General features: G+C 63.5%; 31 protein-coding genes and 1 riboswitch. Of the genes, 16 read left to right on the top strand and 15 right to left on the bottom strand.

Going from position 1 to position 21,836, the window contains the following annotated elements; translation table 11 throughout:
* Nucleotides 1-49 precede the first annotated feature (49 nt).
* Complete coding sequence (gene adk, locus DELCS14_RS16020) at nucleotides 50-706, top strand: adenylate kinase (RefSeq protein ID WP_012205401.1); 657 nt, start codon at nucleotides 50-52, stop codon at nucleotides 704-706.
* Between the two features lie 91 nt (nucleotides 707-797).
* On the opposite strand, the gene DELCS14_RS16025 is transcribed toward adk, so the two are convergent.
* On the bottom strand, nucleotides 798-1,787 hold the full coding sequence (locus DELCS14_RS16025; RefSeq protein WP_013802587.1) for an asparaginase: 990 nt from the start codon (nucleotides 1,785-1,787) through the stop codon (nucleotides 798-800).
* Nucleotides 1,788-1,885: 98 nt separating this feature from the next.
* On the opposite strand from DELCS14_RS16025, the gene lexA reads away from it, so the two are divergent.
* The 4 genes from lexA (at nucleotide 1,886) to DELCS14_RS16045 (ending at nucleotide 4,853) form a co-directional block, all read left to right on the top strand.
* Nucleotides 1,886-2,560: a transcriptional repressor LexA gene (gene lexA / locus DELCS14_RS16030; protein ID WP_012205399.1), complete on the top strand. Its 675-nt coding sequence runs from the start codon at nucleotides 1,886-1,888 to the stop codon at nucleotides 2,558-2,560.
* 252 nt (nucleotides 2,561-2,812) lie between these two features.
* On the top strand, nucleotides 2,813-3,145 hold the full coding sequence (locus DELCS14_RS16035) for a hypothetical protein (protein WP_228676763.1): 333 nt from the start codon (nucleotides 2,813-2,815) through the stop codon (nucleotides 3,143-3,145).
* A gap of 255 nt (nucleotides 3,146-3,400) precedes the next feature.
* A complete protein-coding gene (locus tag DELCS14_RS16040; RefSeq protein WP_043781909.1) occupies nucleotides 3,401-3,877 on the top strand; it encodes a sigma-70 family RNA polymerase sigma factor in 477 nt (158 codons plus the stop codon).
* A gap of 4 nt (nucleotides 3,878-3,881) precedes the next feature.
* On the top strand, nucleotides 3,882-4,853 hold the full coding sequence (locus DELCS14_RS16045; protein ID WP_013802590.1) for a FecR domain-containing protein: 972 nt from the start codon (nucleotides 3,882-3,884) through the stop codon (nucleotides 4,851-4,853).
* Nucleotides 4,854-4,900: 47 nt separating this feature from the next.
* Here the strand turns inward: DELCS14_RS16045 and DELCS14_RS16050 are convergent, their stop codons facing one another.
* Both DELCS14_RS16050 and crcB read right to left on the bottom strand, forming a co-directional pair.
* Nucleotides 4,901-5,458 (bottom strand): ATP-binding protein, encoded by a 558-nt coding sequence (locus tag DELCS14_RS16050; RefSeq protein WP_013802591.1) that lies wholly within the window; start codon nucleotides 5,456-5,458, stop codon nucleotides 4,901-4,903.
* Between the two features lie 178 nt (nucleotides 5,459-5,636).
* Complete coding sequence (gene crcB / locus DELCS14_RS16055; RefSeq protein WP_013802592.1) at nucleotides 5,637-6,023, bottom strand: fluoride efflux transporter CrcB; 387 nt, start codon at nucleotides 6,021-6,023, stop codon at nucleotides 5,637-5,639.
* 81 nt (nucleotides 6,024-6,104) lie between these two features.
* Nucleotides 6,105-6,168, bottom strand: a riboswitch (Fluoride riboswitch).
* A gap of 203 nt (nucleotides 6,169-6,371) precedes the next feature.
* Here crcB and DELCS14_RS16060 point away from each other — a divergent pair.
* Nucleotides 6,372-6,902, top strand: a complete 531-nt coding sequence (locus DELCS14_RS16060) for a DUF4124 domain-containing protein (RefSeq protein WP_049801507.1) — start codon at nucleotides 6,372-6,374, stop codon at nucleotides 6,900-6,902.
* A 271-nt stretch (nucleotides 6,903-7,173) separates the two neighbouring features.
* Here the strand turns inward: DELCS14_RS16060 and DELCS14_RS30020 are convergent.
* From DELCS14_RS30020 to DELCS14_RS16115, 11 genes are all read right to left on the bottom strand, one after another.
* Nucleotides 7,174-7,982 (bottom strand): IS5 family transposase gene (locus DELCS14_RS30020; protein ID WP_085929071.1). Its coding sequence is split into 2 segments (ribosomal slippage): nucleotides 7,174-7,652 and nucleotides 7,652-7,982, totalling 810 coding nucleotides; the frame shifts between segments, so codons are not numbered across the junction.
* Between the two features lie 455 nt (nucleotides 7,983-8,437).
* Nucleotides 8,438-8,938 carry a hypothetical protein gene (locus tag DELCS14_RS16075; protein ID WP_228676764.1) on the bottom strand — a complete coding sequence of 167 codons (501 nt, stop codon included), beginning with the start codon at nucleotides 8,936-8,938 and terminating at the stop codon, nucleotides 8,438-8,440.
* Complete coding sequence (locus tag DELCS14_RS16080; protein WP_013802596.1) at nucleotides 8,880-9,461, bottom strand: lysozyme; 582 nt, start codon at nucleotides 9,459-9,461, stop codon at nucleotides 8,880-8,882. Before DELCS14_RS16080 ends, DELCS14_RS16075 begins: the two co-directional genes overlap by 59 nt.
* Nucleotides 9,458-9,769, bottom strand: a complete 312-nt coding sequence (locus DELCS14_RS16085; RefSeq protein WP_013802597.1) for a hypothetical protein — start codon at nucleotides 9,767-9,769, stop codon at nucleotides 9,458-9,460. The genes DELCS14_RS16080 and DELCS14_RS16085 overlap by 4 nt, the downstream gene beginning before the upstream one ends.
* Before the next feature lie 50 nt (nucleotides 9,770-9,819).
* On the bottom strand, nucleotides 9,820-10,113 hold the full coding sequence (locus tag DELCS14_RS16090) for a hypothetical protein (protein ID WP_228676765.1): 294 nt from the start codon (nucleotides 10,111-10,113) through the stop codon (nucleotides 9,820-9,822).
* A gap of 80 nt (nucleotides 10,114-10,193) precedes the next feature.
* Nucleotides 10,194-10,733, bottom strand: coding sequence for a hypothetical protein (locus DELCS14_RS30625; protein ID WP_157158281.1), 540 nt, complete (start codon nucleotides 10,731-10,733; stop codon nucleotides 10,194-10,196).
* A gap of 124 nt (nucleotides 10,734-10,857) precedes the next feature.
* Nucleotides 10,858-11,511: a hypothetical protein gene (locus DELCS14_RS16095; protein ID WP_013802599.1), complete on the bottom strand. Its 654-nt coding sequence runs from the start codon at nucleotides 11,509-11,511 to the stop codon at nucleotides 10,858-10,860.
* Nucleotides 11,508-11,759, bottom strand: a complete 252-nt coding sequence (locus DELCS14_RS31020; protein ID WP_172642960.1) for a hypothetical protein — start codon at nucleotides 11,757-11,759, stop codon at nucleotides 11,508-11,510. Before DELCS14_RS31020 ends, DELCS14_RS16095 begins: the two co-directional genes overlap by 4 nt.
* Nucleotides 11,734-12,360 (bottom strand): hypothetical protein, encoded by a 627-nt coding sequence (locus tag DELCS14_RS30630; protein ID WP_157158282.1) that lies wholly within the window; start codon nucleotides 12,358-12,360, stop codon nucleotides 11,734-11,736. Before DELCS14_RS30630 ends, DELCS14_RS31020 begins: the two co-directional genes overlap by 26 nt.
* A gap of 18 nt (nucleotides 12,361-12,378) precedes the next feature.
* Nucleotides 12,379-12,840 (bottom strand): hypothetical protein, encoded by a 462-nt coding sequence (locus DELCS14_RS29545; RefSeq protein ID WP_013802601.1) that lies wholly within the window; start codon nucleotides 12,838-12,840, stop codon nucleotides 12,379-12,381.
* Nucleotides 12,837-14,015, bottom strand: a complete 1,179-nt coding sequence (locus DELCS14_RS16115) for a hypothetical protein (protein ID WP_013802602.1) — start codon at nucleotides 14,013-14,015, stop codon at nucleotides 12,837-12,839. The genes DELCS14_RS29545 and DELCS14_RS16115 overlap by 4 nt, the downstream gene beginning before the upstream one ends.
* A 343-nt stretch (nucleotides 14,016-14,358) precedes the next feature.
* On the opposite strand from DELCS14_RS16115, the gene DELCS14_RS30635 reads away from it, so the two are divergent.
* Nucleotides 14,359-15,315: a hypothetical protein gene (locus tag DELCS14_RS30635; RefSeq protein WP_013802603.1), complete on the top strand. Its 957-nt coding sequence runs from the start codon at nucleotides 14,359-14,361 to the stop codon at nucleotides 15,313-15,315.
* 160 nt (nucleotides 15,316-15,475) lie between these two features.
* On the opposite strand, the gene DELCS14_RS30640 is transcribed toward DELCS14_RS30635, so the two are convergent.
* Nucleotides 15,476-15,796, bottom strand: coding sequence for a hypothetical protein (locus tag DELCS14_RS30640; protein ID WP_157158283.1), 321 nt, complete (start codon nucleotides 15,794-15,796; stop codon nucleotides 15,476-15,478).
* Between the two features lie 35 nt (nucleotides 15,797-15,831).
* Between DELCS14_RS30640 and DELCS14_RS16125 the strand changes: the two genes are divergently transcribed.
* From DELCS14_RS16125 to DELCS14_RS31280, 9 genes are all read left to right on the top strand, one after another.
* A complete protein-coding gene (locus DELCS14_RS16125) occupies nucleotides 15,832-16,011 on the top strand; it encodes a hypothetical protein (RefSeq protein WP_013802605.1) in 180 nt (59 codons plus the stop codon).
* A 101-nt stretch (nucleotides 16,012-16,112) separates the two neighbouring features.
* A complete protein-coding gene (locus tag DELCS14_RS30645; RefSeq protein WP_157158284.1) occupies nucleotides 16,113-16,676 on the top strand; it encodes a hypothetical protein in 564 nt (187 codons plus the stop codon).
* Between the two features lie 160 nt (nucleotides 16,677-16,836).
* Nucleotides 16,837-17,184 (top strand): hypothetical protein, encoded by a 348-nt coding sequence (locus tag DELCS14_RS16130; protein WP_013802606.1) that lies wholly within the window; start codon nucleotides 16,837-16,839, stop codon nucleotides 17,182-17,184.
* Between the two features lie 446 nt (nucleotides 17,185-17,630).
* Complete coding sequence (locus DELCS14_RS16135; RefSeq protein ID WP_013802607.1) at nucleotides 17,631-17,927, top strand: excalibur calcium-binding domain-containing protein; 297 nt, start codon at nucleotides 17,631-17,633, stop codon at nucleotides 17,925-17,927.
* A gap of 230 nt (nucleotides 17,928-18,157) precedes the next feature.
* Nucleotides 18,158-18,499: a hypothetical protein gene (locus DELCS14_RS16140; RefSeq protein ID WP_013802608.1), complete on the top strand. Its 342-nt coding sequence runs from the start codon at nucleotides 18,158-18,160 to the stop codon at nucleotides 18,497-18,499.
* Between the two features lie 258 nt (nucleotides 18,500-18,757).
* Nucleotides 18,758-18,922, top strand: a complete 165-nt coding sequence (locus tag DELCS14_RS30650) for a hypothetical protein (protein ID WP_013802610.1) — start codon at nucleotides 18,758-18,760, stop codon at nucleotides 18,920-18,922.
* Between the two features lie 115 nt (nucleotides 18,923-19,037).
* A complete protein-coding gene (locus DELCS14_RS16150; protein WP_013802611.1) occupies nucleotides 19,038-20,021 on the top strand; it encodes a recombinase RecT in 984 nt (327 codons plus the stop codon).
* A gap of 1 nt (nucleotide 20,022) precedes the next feature.
* A complete protein-coding gene (locus tag DELCS14_RS31275) occupies nucleotides 20,023-20,817 on the top strand; it encodes a YqaJ viral recombinase family protein (RefSeq protein ID WP_228676766.1) in 795 nt (264 codons plus the stop codon).
* A gap of 38 nt (nucleotides 20,818-20,855) precedes the next feature.
* Entirely contained in the window at nucleotides 20,856-21,821 is a 966-nt protein-coding gene (locus DELCS14_RS31280) for a hypothetical protein (RefSeq protein ID WP_228676767.1), read from the top strand.
* Nucleotides 21,822-21,836 lie beyond the last annotated feature (15 nt).

Consider the following 21,836-nt stretch of genomic DNA (forward strand, 5'->3'; position numbering starts at 1 on the left):
GGTGGGCCGATCCGGCAGACAAGAATTTCTACTCTCCTCAAGGACTTCCATGAAACTGATTTTGTTGGGCGCACCCGGCGCCGGCAAAGGCACGCAAGCCGCTTTCATCTGCCAGAAGTACGGCATCCCCCAGATTTCCACCGGTGACATGCTGCGTGCTGCCGTCAAGGCCGGAACGCCCCTGGGCCAGCAGGCCAAGGCCGTGATGGACGCCGGCCAACTGGTCAGCGACGACCTGATCATCAATCTGGTCAAGGAACGCATCGCCCAGGCCGATTGCGCCAATGGCTTCCTGTTTGATGGATTTCCCCGCACCATTCCCCAGGCAGACGCCATGAAGGCCGCTGGCGTGAAGCTGGACTACGTGCTGGAGATCGACGTGCCCTTCGACGCCATCATTGAGCGCATGAGCGGCCGCCGCTCCCACCCCGCCTCGGGCCGCACCTACCACGTCAAGTTCAACCCGCCCAAGGTCGAAGGCCAGGACGACGTGACCGGCGAGCCGCTGGTGCAGCGCGAAGACGACAAGGAAGAAACCGTCAAGAAGCGCCTGGACGTCTACAGCAGCCAGACCCGCCCCCTGGTGGACTACTACCGCGCATGGGCCGAAAAGGAAGCCGCAGCGGCGCCCAAGTACCGCGCCATCAGCGGCCTGGGCTCGGTCGAGGACATCACCCAACGCGCACTGGCTGCACTGGCTGAGTGATGCAGGCCATGTGCCGCAACGAAAAAAGCACCCGCCGGGTGCTTTTTTGTTGACCGCCAGCAACTGAAGAAATGCCGGCGTCGCCGCAGGCTCAATCGCGCGGCTGCGCTGCCAGCGCCAGCATCATCGCAATCCGGGCCTTTGCCACGGGCAGCTGCGCAAGATCGGCCTCTGCCGGGTTGGTCCCAAGGCCGGAGGCCACGGGCAGGCCTTCGGCACAGCGCGTGCCCCGCCAGATCCAGACGCCCTTGTCGCGGGCGCGCTGCAAGGCCGCTTCCATGCCTTCGTGAACCGTCGCATTGCCCGTGCCAGCCACGACGATGCCACGCACGCCTGCCGCCACCAGCGCATCCACGCCGCTGGCACGCGCCAAAGCGCCGCTGAACACCACCTCGACCCAGGGCAGCTCATCCAGCGCCAGCAGATCAGATGACATGGTCACAGGCACCATGGCCCGCGTGGACGGTGCGGAGGGGGAGGACGGCGCATCGGGCACCAGCCAGCGCACACACCCTTCCTCCACCAACGCCTGCGGCCCGCCTTCCACGGAGCGCATTGCCTGCAGCCGGTAGGGATGGACCTTCTGCACCTGGGCTGCCGCATGCACCTCGCCGCCTGCCACCACCCATACGCCGCTGCGCCCGCCGATGGCAGCCACGGTCACGGCATCGCGCAGATTCTGTGGTCCGTCTGCCAACAGGGCCGTGGCCGGGCGCATGGCGCAGGTCAACACGATGGGTTTGGTGGCCGGCAGCAGGCTGTGCAGCAGCCAGGCCGTCTCTTCCAGCGTGTCCGTTCCATGCGTGATCACCACGGCGCGTGTATCCGCATCCTCCAGTGCCTGCGTGCAGGCGCGCAGCAACGCGCGCCATAGGGGCCAGTCCATATCCTTGCTGTCCACCTGCGCGATCTGCTGCGTCTGCACGGGCCCCAGCGCCTGCTGCTCCAGGTCCGGCACGGCCTCCAGCAGCGACTGCACCGTGATCTGCCCGGCCTTGTACCCCACGCCCTGCGACTGCGAATCCGCCCGGCCGGCGATGGTCCCGCCCGTGCCCAGAATCACCAACTTTGACTGCCCCACTTGCACCTCTTGGAAAACTGGTTAAAAATACAGATACTGTATAAATCATCAGATGGCCTCCCAGCCTGCCATCTGCCCTCAAGGACCGGACGCACGCCATGCTCGACCATCCCAAGCTCACCGCCCGCCAGCAACAGATCCTGGACCTGATCCAGGCCGCCATCTCCCGCACGGGCGCGCCTCCCACCCGCGCGGAAATCGCCAACACGCTGGGCTTCAAGTCCGCCAACGCAGCCGAAGAACACCTGCAGGCCCTGGCCCGCAAAGGTGTGATCGAACTGGTCAGCGGCACCTCGCGCGGCATTCGCCTGCGTACCGACACCGTGCGCAACATCAATGCTGCGCGCGGCACCAGCTTCGGACTACCGCTGTCGGCCCTGGCACCGCTGATGCTGCCCCTGGTGGGCCGCGTTGCGGCGGGCTCGCCCATTCTCGCCCAGGAACATATCGACCAAACCTATTCCGTCGAGCCCAGCCTGTTCCAGACGCGCCCCGACTATCTGCTGCGCGTGCGCGGCATGTCCATGCGCGACGCGGGCATCATGGACGGCGACCTGCTGGCCGTGCAGTCCGCACACGAAGCCCGCAACGGCCAGATCGTCGTGGCACGCCTGGGTGATGAAGTCACCGTCAAGCGCCTGCGCCGCACCACGCAGGGCGTGGAACTTCTGCCGGAAAACCCCGATTACCCGGTGATCCGAGTCGCCCCCGAAGAGGCCTTTGCCATTGAAGGCCTGGCCGTGGGACTGATCCGCAACAGCATGTCCATGTAAGCCGGACTGGCGGCCCTTCTCAGGCCGCCTCACCCCATTTCACGCACCGCCCAGGTGGTAGGCGCGAAGCCTTGGAGCTTCGCCCTGGGCGGAGCTTTGCCCGCAAACCGCAATCCTGCCTGTGTCCATGCCTCTTTGAAACACGCCAACAGGAGTCGTCACATGGGATTCGCTCTGCCAACACTGTCTTCTTTTTCCTTCCTGCGCCTGGCACATGGCATCCGCCTGACTGCGACCGCCATGGAGTCGGCCATGCCTCTTGCACAAGCCCCTGCGTGCCAGCCATTACCTGCCGCAGCACCCGAGCCCGCCAACGTGATCTCTTTCAGCAAGGCACGCCGGCGCAGCCAGCAGCGCCGCGGCAAGGCCGCACGCGCTGCAGACCATGGAGATGCCCAGCTGATCCTGCCCTTGCTGCCGACGCAGCCCACCCTGCAATCCGCGCCTGAGCAGCCTTCAGGCCTGCGCATCATCCAGCGGTCGCCGCAGGAGCAGCCGGAATGCCTGTTCATCTCCGGGCGCATGGCCGATGTCTGCGCTGCTCTGGAGCGCATGGAGGCACACGGCGGATCAGCGTCCAACTGAGGCCCGATGCAAGGTGTGCGACACACCTTGCACGACACAAACTGGGTGGCGTGGACCGCGTGCCGCACGAGGAATCGGCCTGCGCAAAGCTGCTGCAGGCTGGCGGCCACCACTACCCTGTAGCGCACATGCAACAAGTGGACGCCCTCTTTGCGGGAGGGGCGCCGGCCTGAAAGATAATTGATAAGCATTCTTATTATCTTTTGCAGCAGCGATTGCCACTGCGCGCCCGCCTCCTCCGCCCCAGCCTTCTCCGTGCACAGCCTCTACCAGAACCACCATCCCTGGCTGGAAAGCCTGCTGCGCAAACGCCTGGGCAACCGTGACGATGCCGCCGACCTGGCCCAGGACACCTTTGTGCGCCTGCTGCGCTCGCCCCTGCCGCAGCAGGACATCCGCGAACCCAGGCGCTACCTGGCCACCATCGCCCGGGGCCTGGTCGCCGACCTGTTTCGCCGCCGCACGCTGGAGCAGTCCTATCTGGACTATCTGGCCCAGTTGCCGCAATCGCTGGCGCCTTCGCCCGAAGAGCAGGCCATCGTCCAGCAGACCCTGCTGGATGTGGACCGCATGCTCCAAGGCCTTCCGCCCAAGGTTCGCGAAGCCTTCGTGCTGGCCCAGTTCGAGGAACTGAGCTACCCAGAGATCGCCCAGCGCCTGGGTGTATCGCTGCGCACCGTCAGCAACTACCTGACCCGGGCGATGGAGCATTGCTGCCTGGTCCTGGCATAGCCACATGGGCGAGAGACATCTGGAAGGCAACGACCGCCGCGCCTTGCATGAGGCCGCCGCCTGGCACGTGAAACTGCGCGGCGCCTCCGCCACAGCGGGCCTGCAACAGGACTGGCAGAAATGGCATGAGGCCGATCCCGCCCACCAGCGCGCCTGGCTGCGCGTGCAATCCGTCACCGCGCAACTGTCGCATCTGCCCGCCCCCCTGGCGCGCCAGGCGCTGGGCCGTCGCGCCTCGCCCACCCGCCGCTCCGTGGTGCGCGGCGTGGCGCTGGGCCTGGGCAGCGGCGCCACGGCCTGGATGGCCTGGAAAGGCGCACCACTGGAAAGCTGGCAGGCAGGGCAGCGCACAGCCACAGGCGAGCGCCGGAATCTGACGCTGCCCGACGGCTCCCTGGTGGCCCTGGATACGGCAACCGCCTTGGACACCGTTTTTGACGACCGCCAGCGCCTGCTGCGCCTGCACCGTGGCCGCATCCTCGTCGCCACCGAGCCCGACGCGCTGGGCCGTCCCTTCAGCGTGCAGACACCGCAAGGCCACGTACTGGCCCTGGGCACGCGCTTCACGGTCCATCTTGCGGACGATGGCCTGTGCCACGTCACCGTGCAGGAAAAGGCCGTGCGCCTGCAGCCTCTGGACAGCGATGCGCCCTCCGCGCAATTGCAGGCCGGACAGCAGGCCGCCTTCTCTTCCAGCGCCACCCAGCCGCCCACGTCCGCAGACCCCTTTGCAGCCAGCTGGCATGAAGGCGGCCTGGTCGCGCTGGACATGCCGTTGGGCCAGCTGATTGACGCCCTTGCCCGCTACCGGCCCGGCTACCTGGGCTGCTCGGCCGAGGTCGCCGGGATGCTTGTCTCGGGCGCCTTTCCCGTGGATGACACGGATCGCGCCCTGGCCGCGCTCGTCAGCCGCTTTCCTCTGCAATTGCGCACGCGCACCCGCTATTGGGTGGAGGTGCAAGCTCGATCAAGCTGAGATGATGGGATGAGGCCGTGGCGAAGTCTCTCGTCCAGGCCGGCACTTCAGACCGGCGCATACGGGTGATGCACCACGTCGAAGCCCTCCTCGTCGGAGGGCGCGACAAAGTAGCTCGTGATCAGGTCGAATTGCTCATCGCTGGCCTGAAACGGATGCTCGCCTGCCGCATTGCGCACACGCAAGCGCTGCTTACAGACCTCGTCAGGCACATCCAGAAAATGCAGGCGGTGCGAGGCACCCACTTTCTCGAACACGCTGCGCGCCCAGCCCCGACCCTCCAGGGTATTGGCCGGAAAATCCAGCACCACCGACACGCCAGCGTCCAGCAGCGCCTGTACATGCGCCCCCATCAACCCCTTGAGCCGCGTGCTGCAACGCACGTAATCGGCCACCGACTGCATCTCGCCGGGGTACAGGCCGGCCAGCCAGGAATCCTCGCTGACCAACACCGTTCCGGGCCCGGCCGCCAATTGCCGCGCCAGCGTTGACTTGCCCGAGCCGATCTTGCCGCAGACCATGTGCAGCGTGGCAAGCCGCGCGTTGGCGGCAGGGGCATCGGCATATTCTGCGCAACGGGGCCGGGACTGTTCGGAAACCTGCATATCCATCTCCTGAAAGGCTTGAGAAAACCCCGGAGACGGAATGAAAAAACCCGCCTCCTCTGGGCGGGTTGCATGGCGCTGAAGGCCCCTGGCTAACCCACCATCCAATGGATGGTGCGAATAATCTGCGTTGCGTTCAGGCGGGCCATGGCGCACAGCATAGCGCAATCACGGTATCTCAATGGGCCACCATGCGCACCAGCCCCAACCCCGCAAACAGCGCGGCCACGCCCAGCACCAGCGAGCCCAGCGCATACAGCACGGAGGCCAGCCAGTCGCCACGCTCATACAGCATGCCGACCTCCAGCGCGTACGTCGAAAACGTGGTGAAGCCACCCAGAATGCCCGTGGTGATGAACAGCCGCGCACTCTGCGGCAGCGATGTCTTGAGCGCAAACCACTCCACCACCACCCCCATCACGAAGGCACCCAGCACATTGATCGCCAACGTACCCAGTGGATACGCACCGCCCACCAGCCGCAGTGCGAGCAAGTTCGTGCCATGCCGGAGCGCAGACCCCAGGCCGCCTCCAACGAACACCAGAATGAAACCGTAGAACCCCATGACCGTCCTTTCATCGAATAACCGGGACGGGCGTGCCGGGCGGGATCAAGACATGGCCCCGCCACCGGCAGGACCCATCCCACCAAGGCAGGAGCCATCAGCCCTTCGCAGGGCGGTTTCGGGAAGCTCCATTCCCATCGTGCAGCGAGTGCTGGCTGCGGGGGCGAGTTTACTCTGGACCTGGCAGGCTCAGGAGACCGCTGAAGCAGCCCGCCGCGCTGCCCTGCGGGACGCCGAGTGAAGCGGGCAATTCGAACCAAGACGAAAGTTGCCAGGCATGCGGGTCAAAGGACTATTCTTCGTCTGTAATTCGATTCCGATCAGGCCCATCAATTCATCGATATGCATATGCGACTCTTGACCACAGCAATCTTTACAGCACTTTTCGCATTGCCTGCCGCAGCCCAGGTCTTTCAATGCAAGGATGCTTCTGGAAAGTCGACTTTCTCAGACAGTCCTTGCAGCAGCACTGACACTGGCGCCCTGATACAGCGCAAAAAATCGGACGATGAGATCTCCCGTGAACGGGCTGATGCAGCACAGGCGAATGAACAAAAGTATCAGCGCCAGATGAACGAAATGCAGCAGCGCCAGATCGAGAGCCAGCAGCGTGTCATCGAGCAACAAGCCCGCCAGACAACTGCTCCTGCGCCCGAGCAGCTCGGCGCGTCCCTTCAGTGCAAGCAGGCGCGCAAGGAGCTGGAATTCGTCTCCAGCATTCGCACCATTTCCCAAGACGAAAAACGGATGCGGACCAATGCCGCGATCACGGGTGTCAATGCTGCATGCGGCTCAAATACGCCCCTGATGCAGGAGCCGCCGAAGGTGATTGTGACACCGGGAGTACCCCACTCCATTCAGCAACCAGTTTCTCAATGAGAACCAGGCACGGAACTGCCAGATATCGAGCGCAATCATGACTTCTTTCCCGCCACTTACCAGCGGGGGAGCATGTTCAGGCATTCTCCCAATGCCACGCAGCCTCTTCAGACCGCCGCCAACCCAGTCTTTACCGACTTCGCCAACAGGCGGCCATCCACCAAGCCTTCTCGACATCATCGTCGCCAAGACGTTCCAGTGTGTAAGCCACTGATACGGTTGCGCGGAGCCGACCTTGGCCTGCCTGCCTGCGCTCGTTGGATAAGACTGGCTAACACCACCGATCCACGAAGCGCGCGCAGATGATCGCTGCCGCCAATTTCAGCAGCGCTTCGTGGATATCCAGCCGTCGTTCAAAGCGGATTCGCAGCTTGCCAAAGCCTGCAAACCAGCTGTGCGTCCTCTCCACCACCCACCGGTGTTTGCCCAGCCGCTCGCTGCTCTCAATGCCTCGTCTGGCAATTCGGCCAATGATGCCCCGCTGCCTCAGGTGGGCTCGGCATCGCTTGAAGTCGTAGCCTTTGTCGGCGTGCAGCTTTGCCGGTCTTCCACGGGGACGTCCTGGCAGGCCAGCAATCGCAGGAATCGCGTCCACGCACCTCTCGAACATCTTGGAGTCGTGCCGGTTCGCGCCGCTGACCAAGATCACCAGTGGGATGCCTCTGGCATCTACGACGATGTGCCGCTTGGAGCCGAGCTTGCCTCTGTCCGTGGGGTTGGGGCCCGTTTCCTGGCCCCCCGGGGGCTTGGTACCGAGGAGCCATCAATGCTGGCCCGGCTCCAATCGATTTGGTCATGTTCACGCAAGCGAGTCAGCATGGCCTGGTGCAGTTGCTCCCAGATACCAGCGGCATTCCAGTCGCGCAGACGCCGCCAGCAAGTCATGCCGCTGCCGTAGCCCAGGGATTGGGGAAGGTCTTCCCATGGAATGCCTGTTTGCAGCACGAACAAGATGCCGTTGAGGGCGGCCTCATCGCTGACTGCGAGCTTGCGCGCACCGCCTTTGGCAGAAGGCACGAAGGCTGGGATCAGGGGTTGTAGCTGTCGCCACAGTTCTTTGCTAACGGGTCGTCTTGCCATGGGGGCCAGCGAGCATAACTGCTCTGCGGGGGCCTGTGACGAAGTGGTGTTAGCCACTCTTAGGCCAGTTGAGCATTCGACCACTCGACTCAAACCAGTCTGGGCGACATTGTCATCGCCAAGACTTCAACCAAGCGTCAACAAGATAAAATCTTTTATGTAACGAGTTTTTTACATCATAATTGACGGCTACAAGGGAGGATATGAAATGGTAGCTTTATTCTACATCGGATTCGCAATCGCTTTGATTGGGTACATCGGCGTCTTGAGGGCGGCATTCAAAACGGACGCATTCTGGGGGCTAGGCAGCTTGTTCATAGCGCCTATCACGATTCTATTCTTTCTAAAGCACTGGAGCGCTGCAAAAAACCCGTTTCTTCTGCAACTATCGGGAATTGCCGTGATCGCAGTCTCTCTCGTTTTCTTAGAGAAGACAAATTAGGGTCAATTCACTGCTACGGGGGCTTCGGGATCACGGGCCAGGCGGCGCCGAGGGTTTGGACATCAGCTGCGTGTCCTGCAGCCTTTGCTGCCATGTCACCATACGCTGCGCGGCAGTCTTCAAATACGACTCCGAGGGCAGTGGCGTACTCAAGGGCGGCAGCGGGGGGAGCGCTGGCAAGTCGGCGGGCGGCATTGAGGGCTCCTTGGTATTTGGTGGTCATGACCTTCTCGGCCTGGCGCACGCGGGCGTCTGCCGCGCGCTGGGCGGTGCTGGTTGCCAGCTGCTGGGTGGTGGTTTCCAGCCGGGCCTCGGCCAGCTCGGCGTTCAGACGTGCGCCCTGGAACTGCCATGCCAGCATGGCGGCCACGGCGGCGGCGCCCAGGTGGGTGTAGAGCGCGGGGATCACCGTCCGCCCCTCCACCAATACCACCACATTGCGATCCAGATCGGGCTCATGGCTGGGCCTCCATGCACGCGGCGTGCCGCGCCCGTTGACGGGTCCAGACGCCACGGCAAAACTTGTTGCCGGGCGCCGAGCAGTCGAAGCGCCACCGGGTGGGCAGCCAGCCCGCGCCCCACTGGTAGGCGGCGTAGCCTTGCAGGGGCTGGGCGCTGGTCATGAAGCGATAGGCCAGGTAGGCATGGCAGGCGCCGGCATAGTCGCCGGCCCGCGTGCGCGCCAGCATCGAGGAGCCGCGCCAGGCCTCGCACCCATACTGGCCGGCGAAGTCCACCGCCTGGGCAAACTCGACAGGATGCACCAGCGTGTCGCCCAGGGAATCGCGCACGCAGGCCCCGTACTGCTGCTCCAGCAGGTTCGCGGCCAGGTCGCGGGCGCGCTCCCTGGTGATGGGCGGATCTGCCAGGGTCACGCGCGTGCCGTCCTCGTAGCGCGTGGCGCCATGGCCGATGGTGGGAACATCGCCGCGAACTGGGATGATCGGATCTGCGCTGAATCCTTCTGCGGCAATCCATGCCGCGAGAATGGCCGCGCCAATGCCCAGGCCTGCCGCTGGCGCGCGGGCCGTGCTCATGGCGCGCCCCAGTCTGTTTCGGGCTCCGGCTTCAGGCCGGCCAACCGCGCGAGGCGCTGCCGCTGCTGGGCCCGTTGGTAGTCCTGGCGCCACTTCCAGACCAGATAACCAGCCTGCAGTGCAATGAAGGCCAGGGACGCCACGACGAGCCAGTCGCTCAAAGGCAGGCCCCAGACCTTGAACACCCCAGTCGCGGCGGCGCCCGGCGTGGCCTGCATGATGGCGCCGGCAATGTCCTGCCGCTGCTCTGCGCTCAGGTGCTGGTGGATGCCCATCAGCGCGAGCAGGGATACAAGGTATTTCTTCATGGCCCCGATGATTCCGGGGCCGGGCCGCGCTGGCGAACCCTACACGGGGGCTAGGCGCGCTGCGCCGCCGCCCAGACGAACAGCGCGTCCACCTGCTCCGCTGTCAGGCCCAGCACAGCAGCCACCGCCGCCACGGTCTCGCTATCGCGCAGCCAATCCTTTGCATCGTTGAGTACGGCGCCCACGCGGTCGAGCTGCTCGGCGGCCGGGAGCCCGTCGCGCCACTCCAGCACATGCGCCAGCAGGTTGTCGGTGGGTCGGACGTCGTCAGGGCCCTGCAGCACCAGAGCCCCCTGCTCCAGCACATGACGCTTGAGCGCCAGACGGCCAGCCCAGCGGGGCACTTCGTGAGTCGCGTCATCGTGGGAAGGTTCCAGCAGCGGCCCGTGGCGAACGATGACACCTCCGATTTCTTGCTCGTAGATCATTGTTCAGACTTCAGGATGTATGCCAGCGTCGTGTTGGCCACCGTCGCCGTGCCGGCTGGTGTGTAAATTATGCTTACCGAGCGCCTGAATGGCAGGCCGGCATCACTGGGAATTGCGGTGTATGCCGGGAATGTGGTTGTGGATACAGCAACCGCTCCTGGAGCACCGACAAATACATTGACATCAGCAGCAGCGGATTGAATTGTCGAGTCAAAAACACGCCGTCCATCAACAACCACTTCGAACCGCCCAGCTCCTGTGGTTGTCTTCATGAAGCCAAGGAACGCAAGAACGCCTCGTCCAGACGCGCTGAAAATCTCAACACGCGCACCAACCGCAATTGCACCGGGTAGATCCTTCAACGCGCCGTTTGCGAAGAACTGCGGACCAGCGTTTCCATTATTAGAAATGGTTATTGACAGGCCAAGCGCGGTGACTCGCGTGTACGTCATCGCGATGTAATTCGTGAGATCGTCCGCAGGGTCTGTTGTGCCGCTGCCTGTCGCGGCAATGCGCCGGTATTCCTCCCAGTCCAACCCGCTCGCCCTGAGCGACGGTCATGCCTGATTGCCAGACTCTGGTCATAGCTATCGAGTCTCCATCTGGCAGCTCTCTCAGAGAGCCGCCGATCATGACAAGGGGGCGCCGCTCGGCCATGGCTTACGCCAGCACCACAGGGACGCCGGATTCGAAGTTGATGGCTGTGGGCCTGATCGCAATGCCCAGGCGCTGCACCACGTTGCCGGCGGCGCTGGGGGCCGTGGCGCCTGCTGTGCCGGCCGTGGTCTGCAGGAAGACGGGGCCTGCCGTCTGGCCAGACACCTGGGTGTTGGTGCCCTCGAAGTACACGGTGGCATTCGCGCCGCTGGTCACGGCGGCCAGCACGAAGCCATGAGCCTCCTTGCCGGACACCGAGCCATCGGCTTTTCGGACCTTCGCGCCGGTGCTGTTCCAGACATTCACGAAGTCGCCTGCTGCGAGGGCCTCGCTGGCGGCAATGACAGCCGTGTCGGCCCCCATCCCCACGGGCATCATGCTCATATCCAGGCGCCCGGAGTCGTCCAAGGAGACGATGTCGCCCGCATTTGCAGCGCCTGTGGATGCCTGCACGCCGAACACCTCGGTGATGGCGTTGCCGGCTGGGCCTGGCGGACCACGCTTGCCCTCGGGGCCTGGAATGCCCCGCGTCACGACGACAGCGCCCAGCGCTGGCTGCCGAACCACATAGGTCTTTCCACCCTCGCGCGTCACCACGACCGAGGTCTGCCGCTCGATGACGGCGGCCGAGGGTTCGGACGAGACGACGGTGGTCACCGGGTGCCCTCCGGGTACAGGGCGAAGTACAGCTCGTACTGCCGCTCCACGTCACCGCTGGGGCACGTAACCTCGATCTGGCCGATGCAGGAAGTCCAGCCGGGCGCAATGGGTCCGTACACAAAGGCTGCGGTCTGCTCTGCCGTCATCAGCAGGCGCAGCCAAGCGCCGTCCAACTCGATCCCGCCGTTGGCCGTGCTCAGCTCCAGCAGCACCTCCGGGTCATCGATCTCGCGCTGCAGCTGCATGCGGGCCGTGCAGCCGGTGTAGTCCTCGTAGGCAGCGTGGACCAGGTACTTCGCCGTGCCGCCCCGGGGCAGCGAGGCCTTGAAGATCGCGCAGCCGCTCACCCCACGGGGCACCTTGATACGCGCGCCGTTGCGGAAGATCTCTGCCTTGGTTCCGCATGCCTGCATGCTGGGCTCCAGTGATCGCATACCGGAAGCCGTTGCCATGGTCATAGGTCAGCACCTCCTTGTGGTCGTCGCTGATCCAGTCGTGCGGCCCCGCCAGCAGATCCACGTTCTCTTTGCGGCGCAGCCCCTTGTCGGAGGCATTCAGGGTCATGGCGCACAAGGGCGAGATCTCCTGGCCATCCTTCTGGTGTACGCCCAAACCATGGTCCAGGCTCGTGGGCCAGACCAGATAGTCCCAGCGCCCGCCCTGGATCTCGATCCAGGCGTCGTCCCCGGCGAGGGTCACGCGCACCAGCATATCCAGCAGCTTGTAGCGCTGCGTGATGTGGCGAAACCCTGCTGCCCGCAGGGTGCGCACGCGCCCCCGCGCGAAGGGCAGCAGCTTGGCCTCTTCGGCGCCGCCCAGTAGCAGGTGTTCGCGCTCCGTTCCCATGGCCTGCCCACCCTCGCCTTACTGCGCCGGAATCATGTACGAGAACGAATCGATCGTGATGGGCTGGCCAACGACCACCGTGAGCGTCGAGAACTTGCCCTCGCCCGAGCCCACCGCTGCAGCACCGTCCAGACGCGGCAGCAGCGTCGACAGCGAGCCGTCATCGGCCGCATTGCCCACGAACCGAAACCAGCCGATGGTGCCCGCGGCCAAGCCGATGAACTTCCAGATGGCGGCGGCAGGCTTGAGCACCCCGCCGTTGACTGGTGCATCCAACACCAGACCATTCGTGGGCGAGCCTGCGACCCAGGGATCGCCATTGAGCGTGGCGCGACCCAGCAGCACGCCCGTGGGCGCGGCATCCGCGGTGATGGGCTGGGGCCCGCTGTAGACCAGGATGCAGCCGCCATTGAGCACGCCGGCCAAGCCGAGAGTGCCGGCCTGTGCATTGCGCACGCCGGTGGAGAGTTTGAAAGTCATGGCGATACCTCGCGTCGTTGGTTGAAGGGGATGCCGCCCGCATGCAGGCAGGCAAGGAATCGGACCTGGCCGTCGAGCTCGAGCACGGCCGCGCCGGCTTGCAGGCCGGGCGCCACGCTCACGCGCGAGGCGGTCAGGTTGGTGAATTCAGGGAACTGGCACAGACCGCGCTGGGACCAGATGAGAGTCCGCTTTCCGTCCAGCGCCCAGGGAAGGCCCGGCACCGTGCCGTAGCTGGCCAGCAGGGCCAGGCCCTCGGGCGTGTAGGCATGCATGGCGCGGTCGGTGGCCACGACCAGACCGGCATCGTTGGGCGCCAGGGCGTGCACGCGGCCAGGCACCATGAAGAAGCCTTCGGAGAGATTCCAGAGGTGCGGCGCCAGCGGCCCGCTGCGCCACACGACCGTCTTGTCATCCTCAGGCAGGTACTGGGCGGCGAAGATTCGGCCGCGCCATTCGGCGATCACGTCCACACCCACCGGCAGCGGGTCCAGGCCATCCGTCAGCAGTTCCTGGCCCAGGGCCTCGGGCGGCTGTGCCCAGACCGCGGCCGGGCCGGCATCGCCAAAGGCAAGCTGAAATGCGGTGCTGTCGGCCGGCGCCACGTAGACCCGCGCTACGCAGCCGGGCAGCTGCTCGATGCCGCTGATCTGCAGCGCAGCGCCCTGCTCCACCACGACCTCGGCCGCCGTACTGGCCGGGGTCTCGCGGCCGTCTGGCAGCAGGAAGGTGGCGCAGACGCGGTACTGGCCTGCCGGCAACTGGCCGCCCTCGCCCAGCACCACGCGCGGCTCGGCCGGCACGGGCAGGCGCCAGGGCAGCGCCTCGCCCTCGGCGGTGATGATGCCCGCCGCGTCGCCGGCCACATACAGCACCTGGTCGTTGATCTCAGCCCACCACGCATCGCGGCCCAGGCCCCGCGCCAGGGGGCGCACGGTCATGTCGTCCAGGACTTGGCGCAGCTCGCCGCCGTCGACCACATACAACCGGCTGAAATCGCGGGTGGAATACAGGCCCGTTGGCGTGCATGCCATCGCCAGCGTGCGGCCGACACGAACCTGCACCCCGCCCGACTCCGTCACATCGACGTTGTCGGCACGGGTGAACCAGGACAGGCCGAGCCGCAGCGGATCGGTGACGTTGTTCAGGCCTCGGAAGGAGCGGATTGCTGGCATGCCAAAAGTGTCTAGCCCGAATGCGATTTAACCGAACCCTAGCCGGAGACAACGCTACCAATTCATGCCGAATTCATTGCAACGGGATAGCTGTGTACTACGGCTACCAAGTTGTGAGGTGCATACCCACTATCAACCAAATGACCACTACTTAGAGAAGCCCCGCCCGCCGCGATCAAGACAATAGCAAATACAGGACTTCAACGGCCAAATCAATAGGTTCTCTGGTGTTGTTAACCATCTAACTCTCCAACTATCATGTTCTTTGCTGACAAAAGAGAATTTTGCAAAACACATCTACCTTTTTTAGCAAACAGACTTCAACAACCAAACCGGAGATACTATGAAAACCATCATCGCAATTACATCATTGGCACTTTCATCATCCATATACGCATCGAACGTCTGGCTGTATTCCACACCACAGACCCTGCCGCCAATTATTAACACTGTTGGATCCAACCAAGTAAATACACTTACAAGCCTTAACTTTTCTCTGGGGAATTTTAACTACACGCCGACAAGCGGAAATGAAAATTTCACCGGGCTAGTTGTCCCTGCGAATCTAAAATCCACCTACGAAAGATCCACAGACCCCAACTGGTATGGGGCTTCTTTTGTTCAAACCTATGAAAATAAGTTTTCTTTCTTTATAAACTCTGATTCAGCCCCCATAAACAACCGACCATTGGCACTGTATACATCAAATTTCCAAATAAACTTCACCAATGATATTCGGCCCTGGAGCGCAACCTACGGTGATAATCCAAGCCTTTGCAACGCATTCTTTGCAGCGGTGCCAACTTCGTGGCACGGTGGTGGATCACACAATCAAGGAGGTTTCAACTTCAATCTTACCGATATCTCTACAGGGCTAGTCCTCAGTCCAGGTGGCCTGTACTACGACAGCACGCCAAGCAATCTGGTGCAGCAAAGTGGTTTAGATGAAGAAACTCAATGGTTCTGGGTTGCAGCGAGTTACGGAAATCAAAACTATTTCACCACATCACCAGGATCCAGCAATGGACGCAGCACCACATGGAATACAGAAGATTGGTTTGGTTTATGCATCTATAAAAACAACCTTCTGACAATGGTTGATGCTGCGAATCAGACAATCCAGTCTACCAATGTAATTAGAGCACAAAAAAATCTTCCCGCACTTCCGTATTTTTCACGGCTACCAGCAAATTATCGACTGAACTTCGCCGTATTGGGCGGAGAAATTGTAGCCAACAGGCCTGCTACTGGTCACATGGGCGCAAGATTCCGAGAATGGAATATTTTTATTCAGCAATAAATTTGCAGCACCAAGGAAATTCCATCCCGCACTCTGACACGCAGGCTCGAATTTCCTTCCCACTAAATTACCCAAAGCGCCATTGAGTGTTTAGGCCTGCCAACTGCACTCATCAATCTATTTGAGGTCGGTAGCACTTGGCATTTCATTTAGCAGAAGTTCAGCCGACTTCCGCAGCCATCTCCCGCATTTGCTGACGCAGGGCCTTTGGCGATGTGTCTGCGATCCGGTCGGTGCGATCCTTGTTCATCTCGCGCACGCGCTTCATCACGTCGGGGACCTTGACCACGATGGGCTGCTCGGGGTTGTTCTTGTTCCAATCGGCCAGCCGGTCGCGCACGCGCTGCAGGCCGGCGCCCTGATGCCGGTCACGCGCCGCATCGAATACAAGGCCCGGCCTTCTCTGCATGAGTGCAACGCCAAGTGCCTGAACGGCAAACACAACGGCACTTGCGAATGCCGGTGCGGCGGCAAGAACCACGGGCGCGGCATGTTCACCAAGATGCTGGTGGCCGCATGAAAGTCACCAAGCTCCAGGACAAGCGCAAGCAGCCCCAGCGCGCGAACTACAAGGCGGCAGTCTTGGATGCGTTCGACGCGCTGTTCCCAAAAGAGCGGCAGCAGCAAGCCATCGGCAAGCCCCAGCGCCTCGACACCGATCCCGAGGTGAGGCGCAAGGCGAAACAGCAACTGTGACCGCCGCCCCGAGCGTCATCGGGGCAAACAAAAGAGGCTTGTACAGGGCCGCCGCGTTTTGCTCATGTGTTACAACTCCCCAATCCAAGAAGGGAGAGAAAATGCTCAAAAGCCAGCAGACACTGGCCGCTATTGCCTTGGCATTCGCTGCAACTGGCCCTGTATCAGCTCAGGTGAGATGCACCATGCCAAATCAGAAAGTCATCACGCTTCAGACAGCTAGCAAATGTCCGGCGGATGCCTTGAAAGCGGAGACGCTGGATGGCAAAGACATCACGCCGCCGCAAAGCGAACGTCGCACTCCAGCGCCCAGGCCGACCATCGTCGCACCCGCACCGCCGACGCCCAAGCCTATCGAAAACCATATCGTCAGACCTCGGCAGGAGGAGTACCGGGAGCCGTTCGATGTTGCGCGGAACATCTGTACCGTTGTCAAAGACGGCAAAGTAGGCATTTGCAGCATCGATCAAGCCCGTAGGCCGGGTGATCTGCCAAACATCCGCGTCGTCTCTGATGGCACAACTGCTGAATTGCGCCAGTTGTGCCAAATGCTCGCGAAGATGGGCAACGAGCTGAGCAAGGGCAGCATGCGAAATAATAATTGGGAAGTGAAAGTGTTCTCTCGTCATGATTTTTTTACACCTGTCGAAACCTGCAGGGTGTAGCTCATGACGCGCCATAGATCACAAGTCGCATGACACCACGCAACTTGTGAACCACCACAACCCGCACGGCAAACGCCTTGCGGGTTTTTTATTGCCTGCCCGCACTCTCGGGCCTTTTCATTCCCGGCCCGCAGCGGCCACCACCACAGGAGAGACCACCGTGAACCAACGTGACCATTTCAACAGCGGCATTCGCCACGGCCAAGCCGCCCAGGCCTCGGACAGCATGCAAACCGGCGTTACTGCAGAGGCCATCCCCATCAGTCCTGTCGATTCCGCCATCAGCCTCGTCTCGGTCAATGTGCGTGACCTGCAGGCCACCATCCAGCGCCTGCGCGCACGGCTGGAGCCGGTGCTCATGCCGACTGCCCCCATCGGGCAGGGAAGCCAGACGAACCCCGTGCCCGCCGCGCCTGCGCCGCTGGTCGGCCACATCGAAGACCTGTCCGACCAACTGCGCGAATCCTGCGCAGCCCTGCAGGACCTGGAGCGGCGCTTGGCGCTGTGACCTGCAATCCCGATTGAGCGGATTGACAGCGGCCCATTGATACCGCACCGACAGCCCTGGCGAGGCTTTCGGAACTCAACCCCTGACGATCCAAGTAGCGTGCGGCCGCGCGCGAAAGTGATGCCGGAACCGTAACCGGCAGCCTGACGCCTCGGAAAGACGAGGGCCATCACAGATAGGGAATGCGCAGGCTGATGCGACAGAAGGAACCTCGGGCGGATAGGACAAACGGGTCGCAACCGTACCTTGTAACGCCGCCAAGCCGGAGATCAGCACCGGCCCCTATCTGTGATGGCCAATCGTGACGGGTAGTTGCCCACCCGCAAGCGGTGAGAGTCCGCCAAACCGTTGTTGAGGGAAAGCCGGGGCGAATACGGCAGGCCATCTTCATTTCCGACTGCGATACGATGCCCGCCATATCAATCACAACAAGAGAGGGGCATTCAATGCTGAGGCTCATTGTTTACGTGCTGCTCGCGGTGGCGGCCTGGAAAGCGTACACGGCATATCAGGCCAAGACTGGCGGCCTATCGCCCACCCTGCTGCTGACGGAGCCACGGCCTCGCAGCATCGACGTGGGCAGCAGCACCTCCAGCGCGCCCAAATACACCTGCGACGGGCGCACGCACTGCTCGCAGATGACCTCCTGCGAGGAGGCCAAATTCTTCTTGCGCAACTGCCCCAACACGAAGATGGATGGGGACAACGATGGCATCCCTTGCGAGCGTCAACTCTGCAACTGATGCCAACGATCTTTTACCTCCCGTACATGTTTTTCTGATCATGTCCGGGCCATACTGAGTTCAACAGTTTCACGCCGAGCCTGGGTTTCCTCCTCCCTCCCTCTCTAATTCCCAGGCACGCCTTTCAGGCATCGGCACTTTCCACCAAAGGCCCGCAGCTATTCAGCTCGCGGGCCTTTTTCATTCCCCGGCCCGCAGCGGCCGCAACCACCACCACAGGAGATTCAGCCATGCTGATGACCGCCAACCCCTGCGCGGATGCGGAGCGCTGGGAGAACGAGATGGACCGCCGCGCCGCTGCGGCTGATGAAGACAGGGCCCGCGCCATGCAGAAGCTGCAGCGCGCCGCGGCGTTCATGACGCCGGTGGACTGGTTCCACGAGCGCATGCCCGGACCGTTCGGCTTGCCCATGTCGTTCGACGAGATGCTGGCCGAGGCCATCGCCGACGGTGACCATGACAGCATCACGGCACTCGGCGCGCTGATGGTCAGCCAGCCGGCCCTGCAGCTGCGAACCGCCGTCATGGCCCACATCGCCAACCGCTATCCGGAGGGCATCAATGCTGCCTGATGCCCGCCCTCCGATACAGCTCCAGCAGTTGCCCCGCCGCAAGAAGCCCGCCATCAAGCGGGCTTCGCTGCTTCTGGGCCTTGTCCTGGGGCTGATTGCCCTTGTGCTGACCATTTCCGGCTGCAGCGCAGCGGACGCAGCACAGGACAGCGCTAGCCCCGCCGACCTGAAGCGCGCTGCCGCTGGAGCCTGGCTCTGCCCGGGTATGCATGCGCAGTGGCTCAGCGACACCCAAGTTCAATGTTTGAAGGAGCGGCCATGAGCCAGACCCTGACCTACCAACAGTTGCAGGAGCAGCGCGACGAGCTGGCCCAAATGGTGCGCGAAGCTTGCCAAAAGCTGGACCGCTGCCTGCCGGCCGGCGGCCAGTTCTGGCTGAAGCGCGTAAACGAGATGCTGCCGCAGGAGGACGCTGAAGCATGAACGCCCTTCTCCACCTGTTCCTCTGGCTGGGCCTGAGCGCCATGTGCGCCGGCCTGGCCGCCCTCACTTCCGGCGCCTTCTGAGTGCCGTTTTCATTTCCACCACAGAGGTATTCATGAACAGCCTTGTCACCCAGGCCAGCGGCGGCCAGCTGCGCGCCGCCTCCCAATTCGACCTGAGCCCGCAGAACTTCGAGCAGGCCCTCACCTTCTCCAACTACCTCGCCGAGAGCGACATGGTGCCCAAGGATTTCAAGGGCAAGCCAGGCAACTGCCTGATCGCCATGCAGTGGGGCGCGGAGCTGGGGCTGAAGCCGCTGCAGTCGCTGCAGAACCTCGCCGTGATCAACGGCCGGCCTGCGCTCTGGGGCGATGCCGTCATCGCCCTGGTGCTGGCCAGCCCGGTCTGCGAGTACGTCAACGAGGACGACGACGGCAAGACAGCCTACTGTCGCGTGAAGCGCAAGGGTGGCGTCGAGCAGGTCCGCAGCTTCAGCATGGATGACGCAATCAAAGCCGGCTTGGCCGGAAAGCAGGGCCCGTGGTCGCAGTACCCCAAGCGCATGCGCCAGATGCGCGCCCGTGCCTTTGCCCTGCGCGACGTCTTCCCGGACGTGCTGCGCGGTATGCCTGTGGCCGAGGAGTTGCAGGACATGGCCAACGCTGCGCCGCCGCAGGGCGAGCGCCACATGGGCGATGCGGAAGTCGTGCAGCCCGAATGGCCAGCCGACCGCTGGGCCGCAGGCCTGGCCAAGTGGGTGGACGGCATCGTCAGCGGCGGCAAGCCCATCGCCGACGTGCTGGTCTGGCTGGGCAGCAAGGGCAAGGTCACGGCCGAGCAGGAGAAGCAACTGCGCGACGAGGTAGCCAAACGCCAGGGCGCCAGCGCGGCGCCTGCAGGTGCTGCGGCCGGCCCGGCCACCGACGCCGACGGCGTGCTGGTGGTGGACGCGGCCAAACTGGAACAGGACCTGCGCGGCGCCGCCGACCTGGACACGCTCTACAAGCACGGCTCCCTGCTGGACGCCGTGGAAGACCTGGGTGAACGCCAGCGCCTCACCGAAATCTTCGAGGCCCGCGTGGCCGAACTGGAGGGATGACATGCAGATCGTGAACCTCACGCAGGGCTCGCCCGCCTGGCACCAGCACCGGGCCCAGCACTGGAATGCCAGCGACGCGCCGGCCATGATGGGCTGCAGCAGCTACAAGACGCGCAGCGAGCTGGTGCGCGAGCTGACCACGGGCATCGCGCCCGAGGCAGACGCCGCCACCGAGCGCCGCTTCGCCGACGGCCACCGCTTCGAAGCCCTGGCCCGGCCGCTGGCCGAAGAGATCATCGGCGAAGAACTTTCGCCGTGCGTGGGCACCGAGGGCAAGCTCTCTGCCAGCTTCGACGACCTCACATTCATGAGCGACACCGCGTTCGAGCACAAGAGCCTGAACGACCGCCTGCGCGCGACCATGGGCGAGGGCTGTACGGGCGCCGACCTGCCGCTGCAGTACCAGGTACAGATGGAGCAGCAGGCAGCTGTGGCCGGTTGCGATCGCATCCTGTTCATGGCCACGAAGTGGGCGCCCGACGGCACCCTGCTGGAGCAGTTGCACTGCTGGTACACGCCCAACCCTGAACTGCGTGCCCAGGTCCTTGCCGGCTGGGAGCAACTGGCCCTGGAGGTGGAAGCCTATGCACCAGCGGAATGCGGCGCCGCTCCCGTGGCGGCCAGTCCTGTCGCGGCGCTGCCCGCTGTCGTGGTGCAGGTCACTGGCTCATCGCCGTCACCGACAACTTCGACGAGTTCGAAATGGCAGCCCGTGCCTTTCTGGAAACCAAGCTCATCCGCAAGCCCGAGACTGATCAGGATTTCGCCGATCTCGAGGCACAGATCAGACAGATGAAGGCCGCTGAGGAAGCCCTGGATGCATCCGAAAGCCAGATGCTTGCCCAAGTCGCACCTGTGTACTCCCGAAAACAGCGCAAGGACCTGCTGCATGCCCTAATCCGTGACAACCGCCTCTTGTCCGAGAAGCTGCTCAAGGCCGAGAAGGAAAGCCGCAAGGCCGAGATCGTGGCCAGTGCCCAGGCGAACCTGGACCAGCACATCGCGGCCTTGAACCAGCAGCGCCTGGGCGCCAACTGGATTCCGCGCGTTGCCGGCGGCTTCGCCGAGGCCATCCGGGGCAAGAAGTCGCTGGACAACATGCGCGACGCCATCGCGGTAGTGCTGACCAACGCCAAGGCCGACGCCAACGCGCTGGCCGGCAGGCTGGAAGCGAACCGCCAGCACCTGCGCCAGGACGACGGCGACTCGATCGCGCTGTTCGCGGACTTCGCTGCCGTGGGCGGCAAGGCGCCCGAGGACTTCCAGGCCCTGGCCGCGCTGCGCATCGGGCAGCACCGGCAGGCCGAAGCCAAGCGCCTGGAGGCCGAGCGTGCACGCATCCACCAAGAGGAGCAGCAGCGCGCAGACGCAGAGGCCCGCGAGAAGCTGGCCCAGGCCAACGCCCAGGCACAGGCCGGCATCGCCGAAGGCCGCGAGGCTGGCGCGCTGTCCGCGCCGCTGCTGGATGACCTGAGCGCCGCGGCCTCGCACGTGCACGACAGCGGAGTGGCAGCGCTCGACACGCAGCAGGCCATCAGCACAGCCCAGGCCAGCAGCGCTGCAGCAGCGCCCGCAGCCGAAGAGGCCGGCGCCACGATCACCCTGGGCCAGCTCAACGCGCAGCTGAAGGCCGAAAACCTGTCGGTCAAGGTGTCCGCCGAGACGCTGGACGACCTGGGCCTTCCGTACCGAAAGGAGCGCGGCGCCGTCCTGGTGCTGGTCTCCGACGCCAAGCGCATGGCCCTGAAGCTGGCCCTGGGCTTCGAGAAGTTCGCCCACGCGCTCACCGCACCCGCCTGATCCCGGGCTCTGCCC

It is taken from the genome of Delftia sp. Cs1-4 (genome assembly GCF_000214395.1).
In the GTDB taxonomy this organism is placed as follows: Bacteria; Pseudomonadota; Gammaproteobacteria; order Burkholderiales; family Burkholderiaceae_C; genus Comamonas; species Comamonas acidovorans.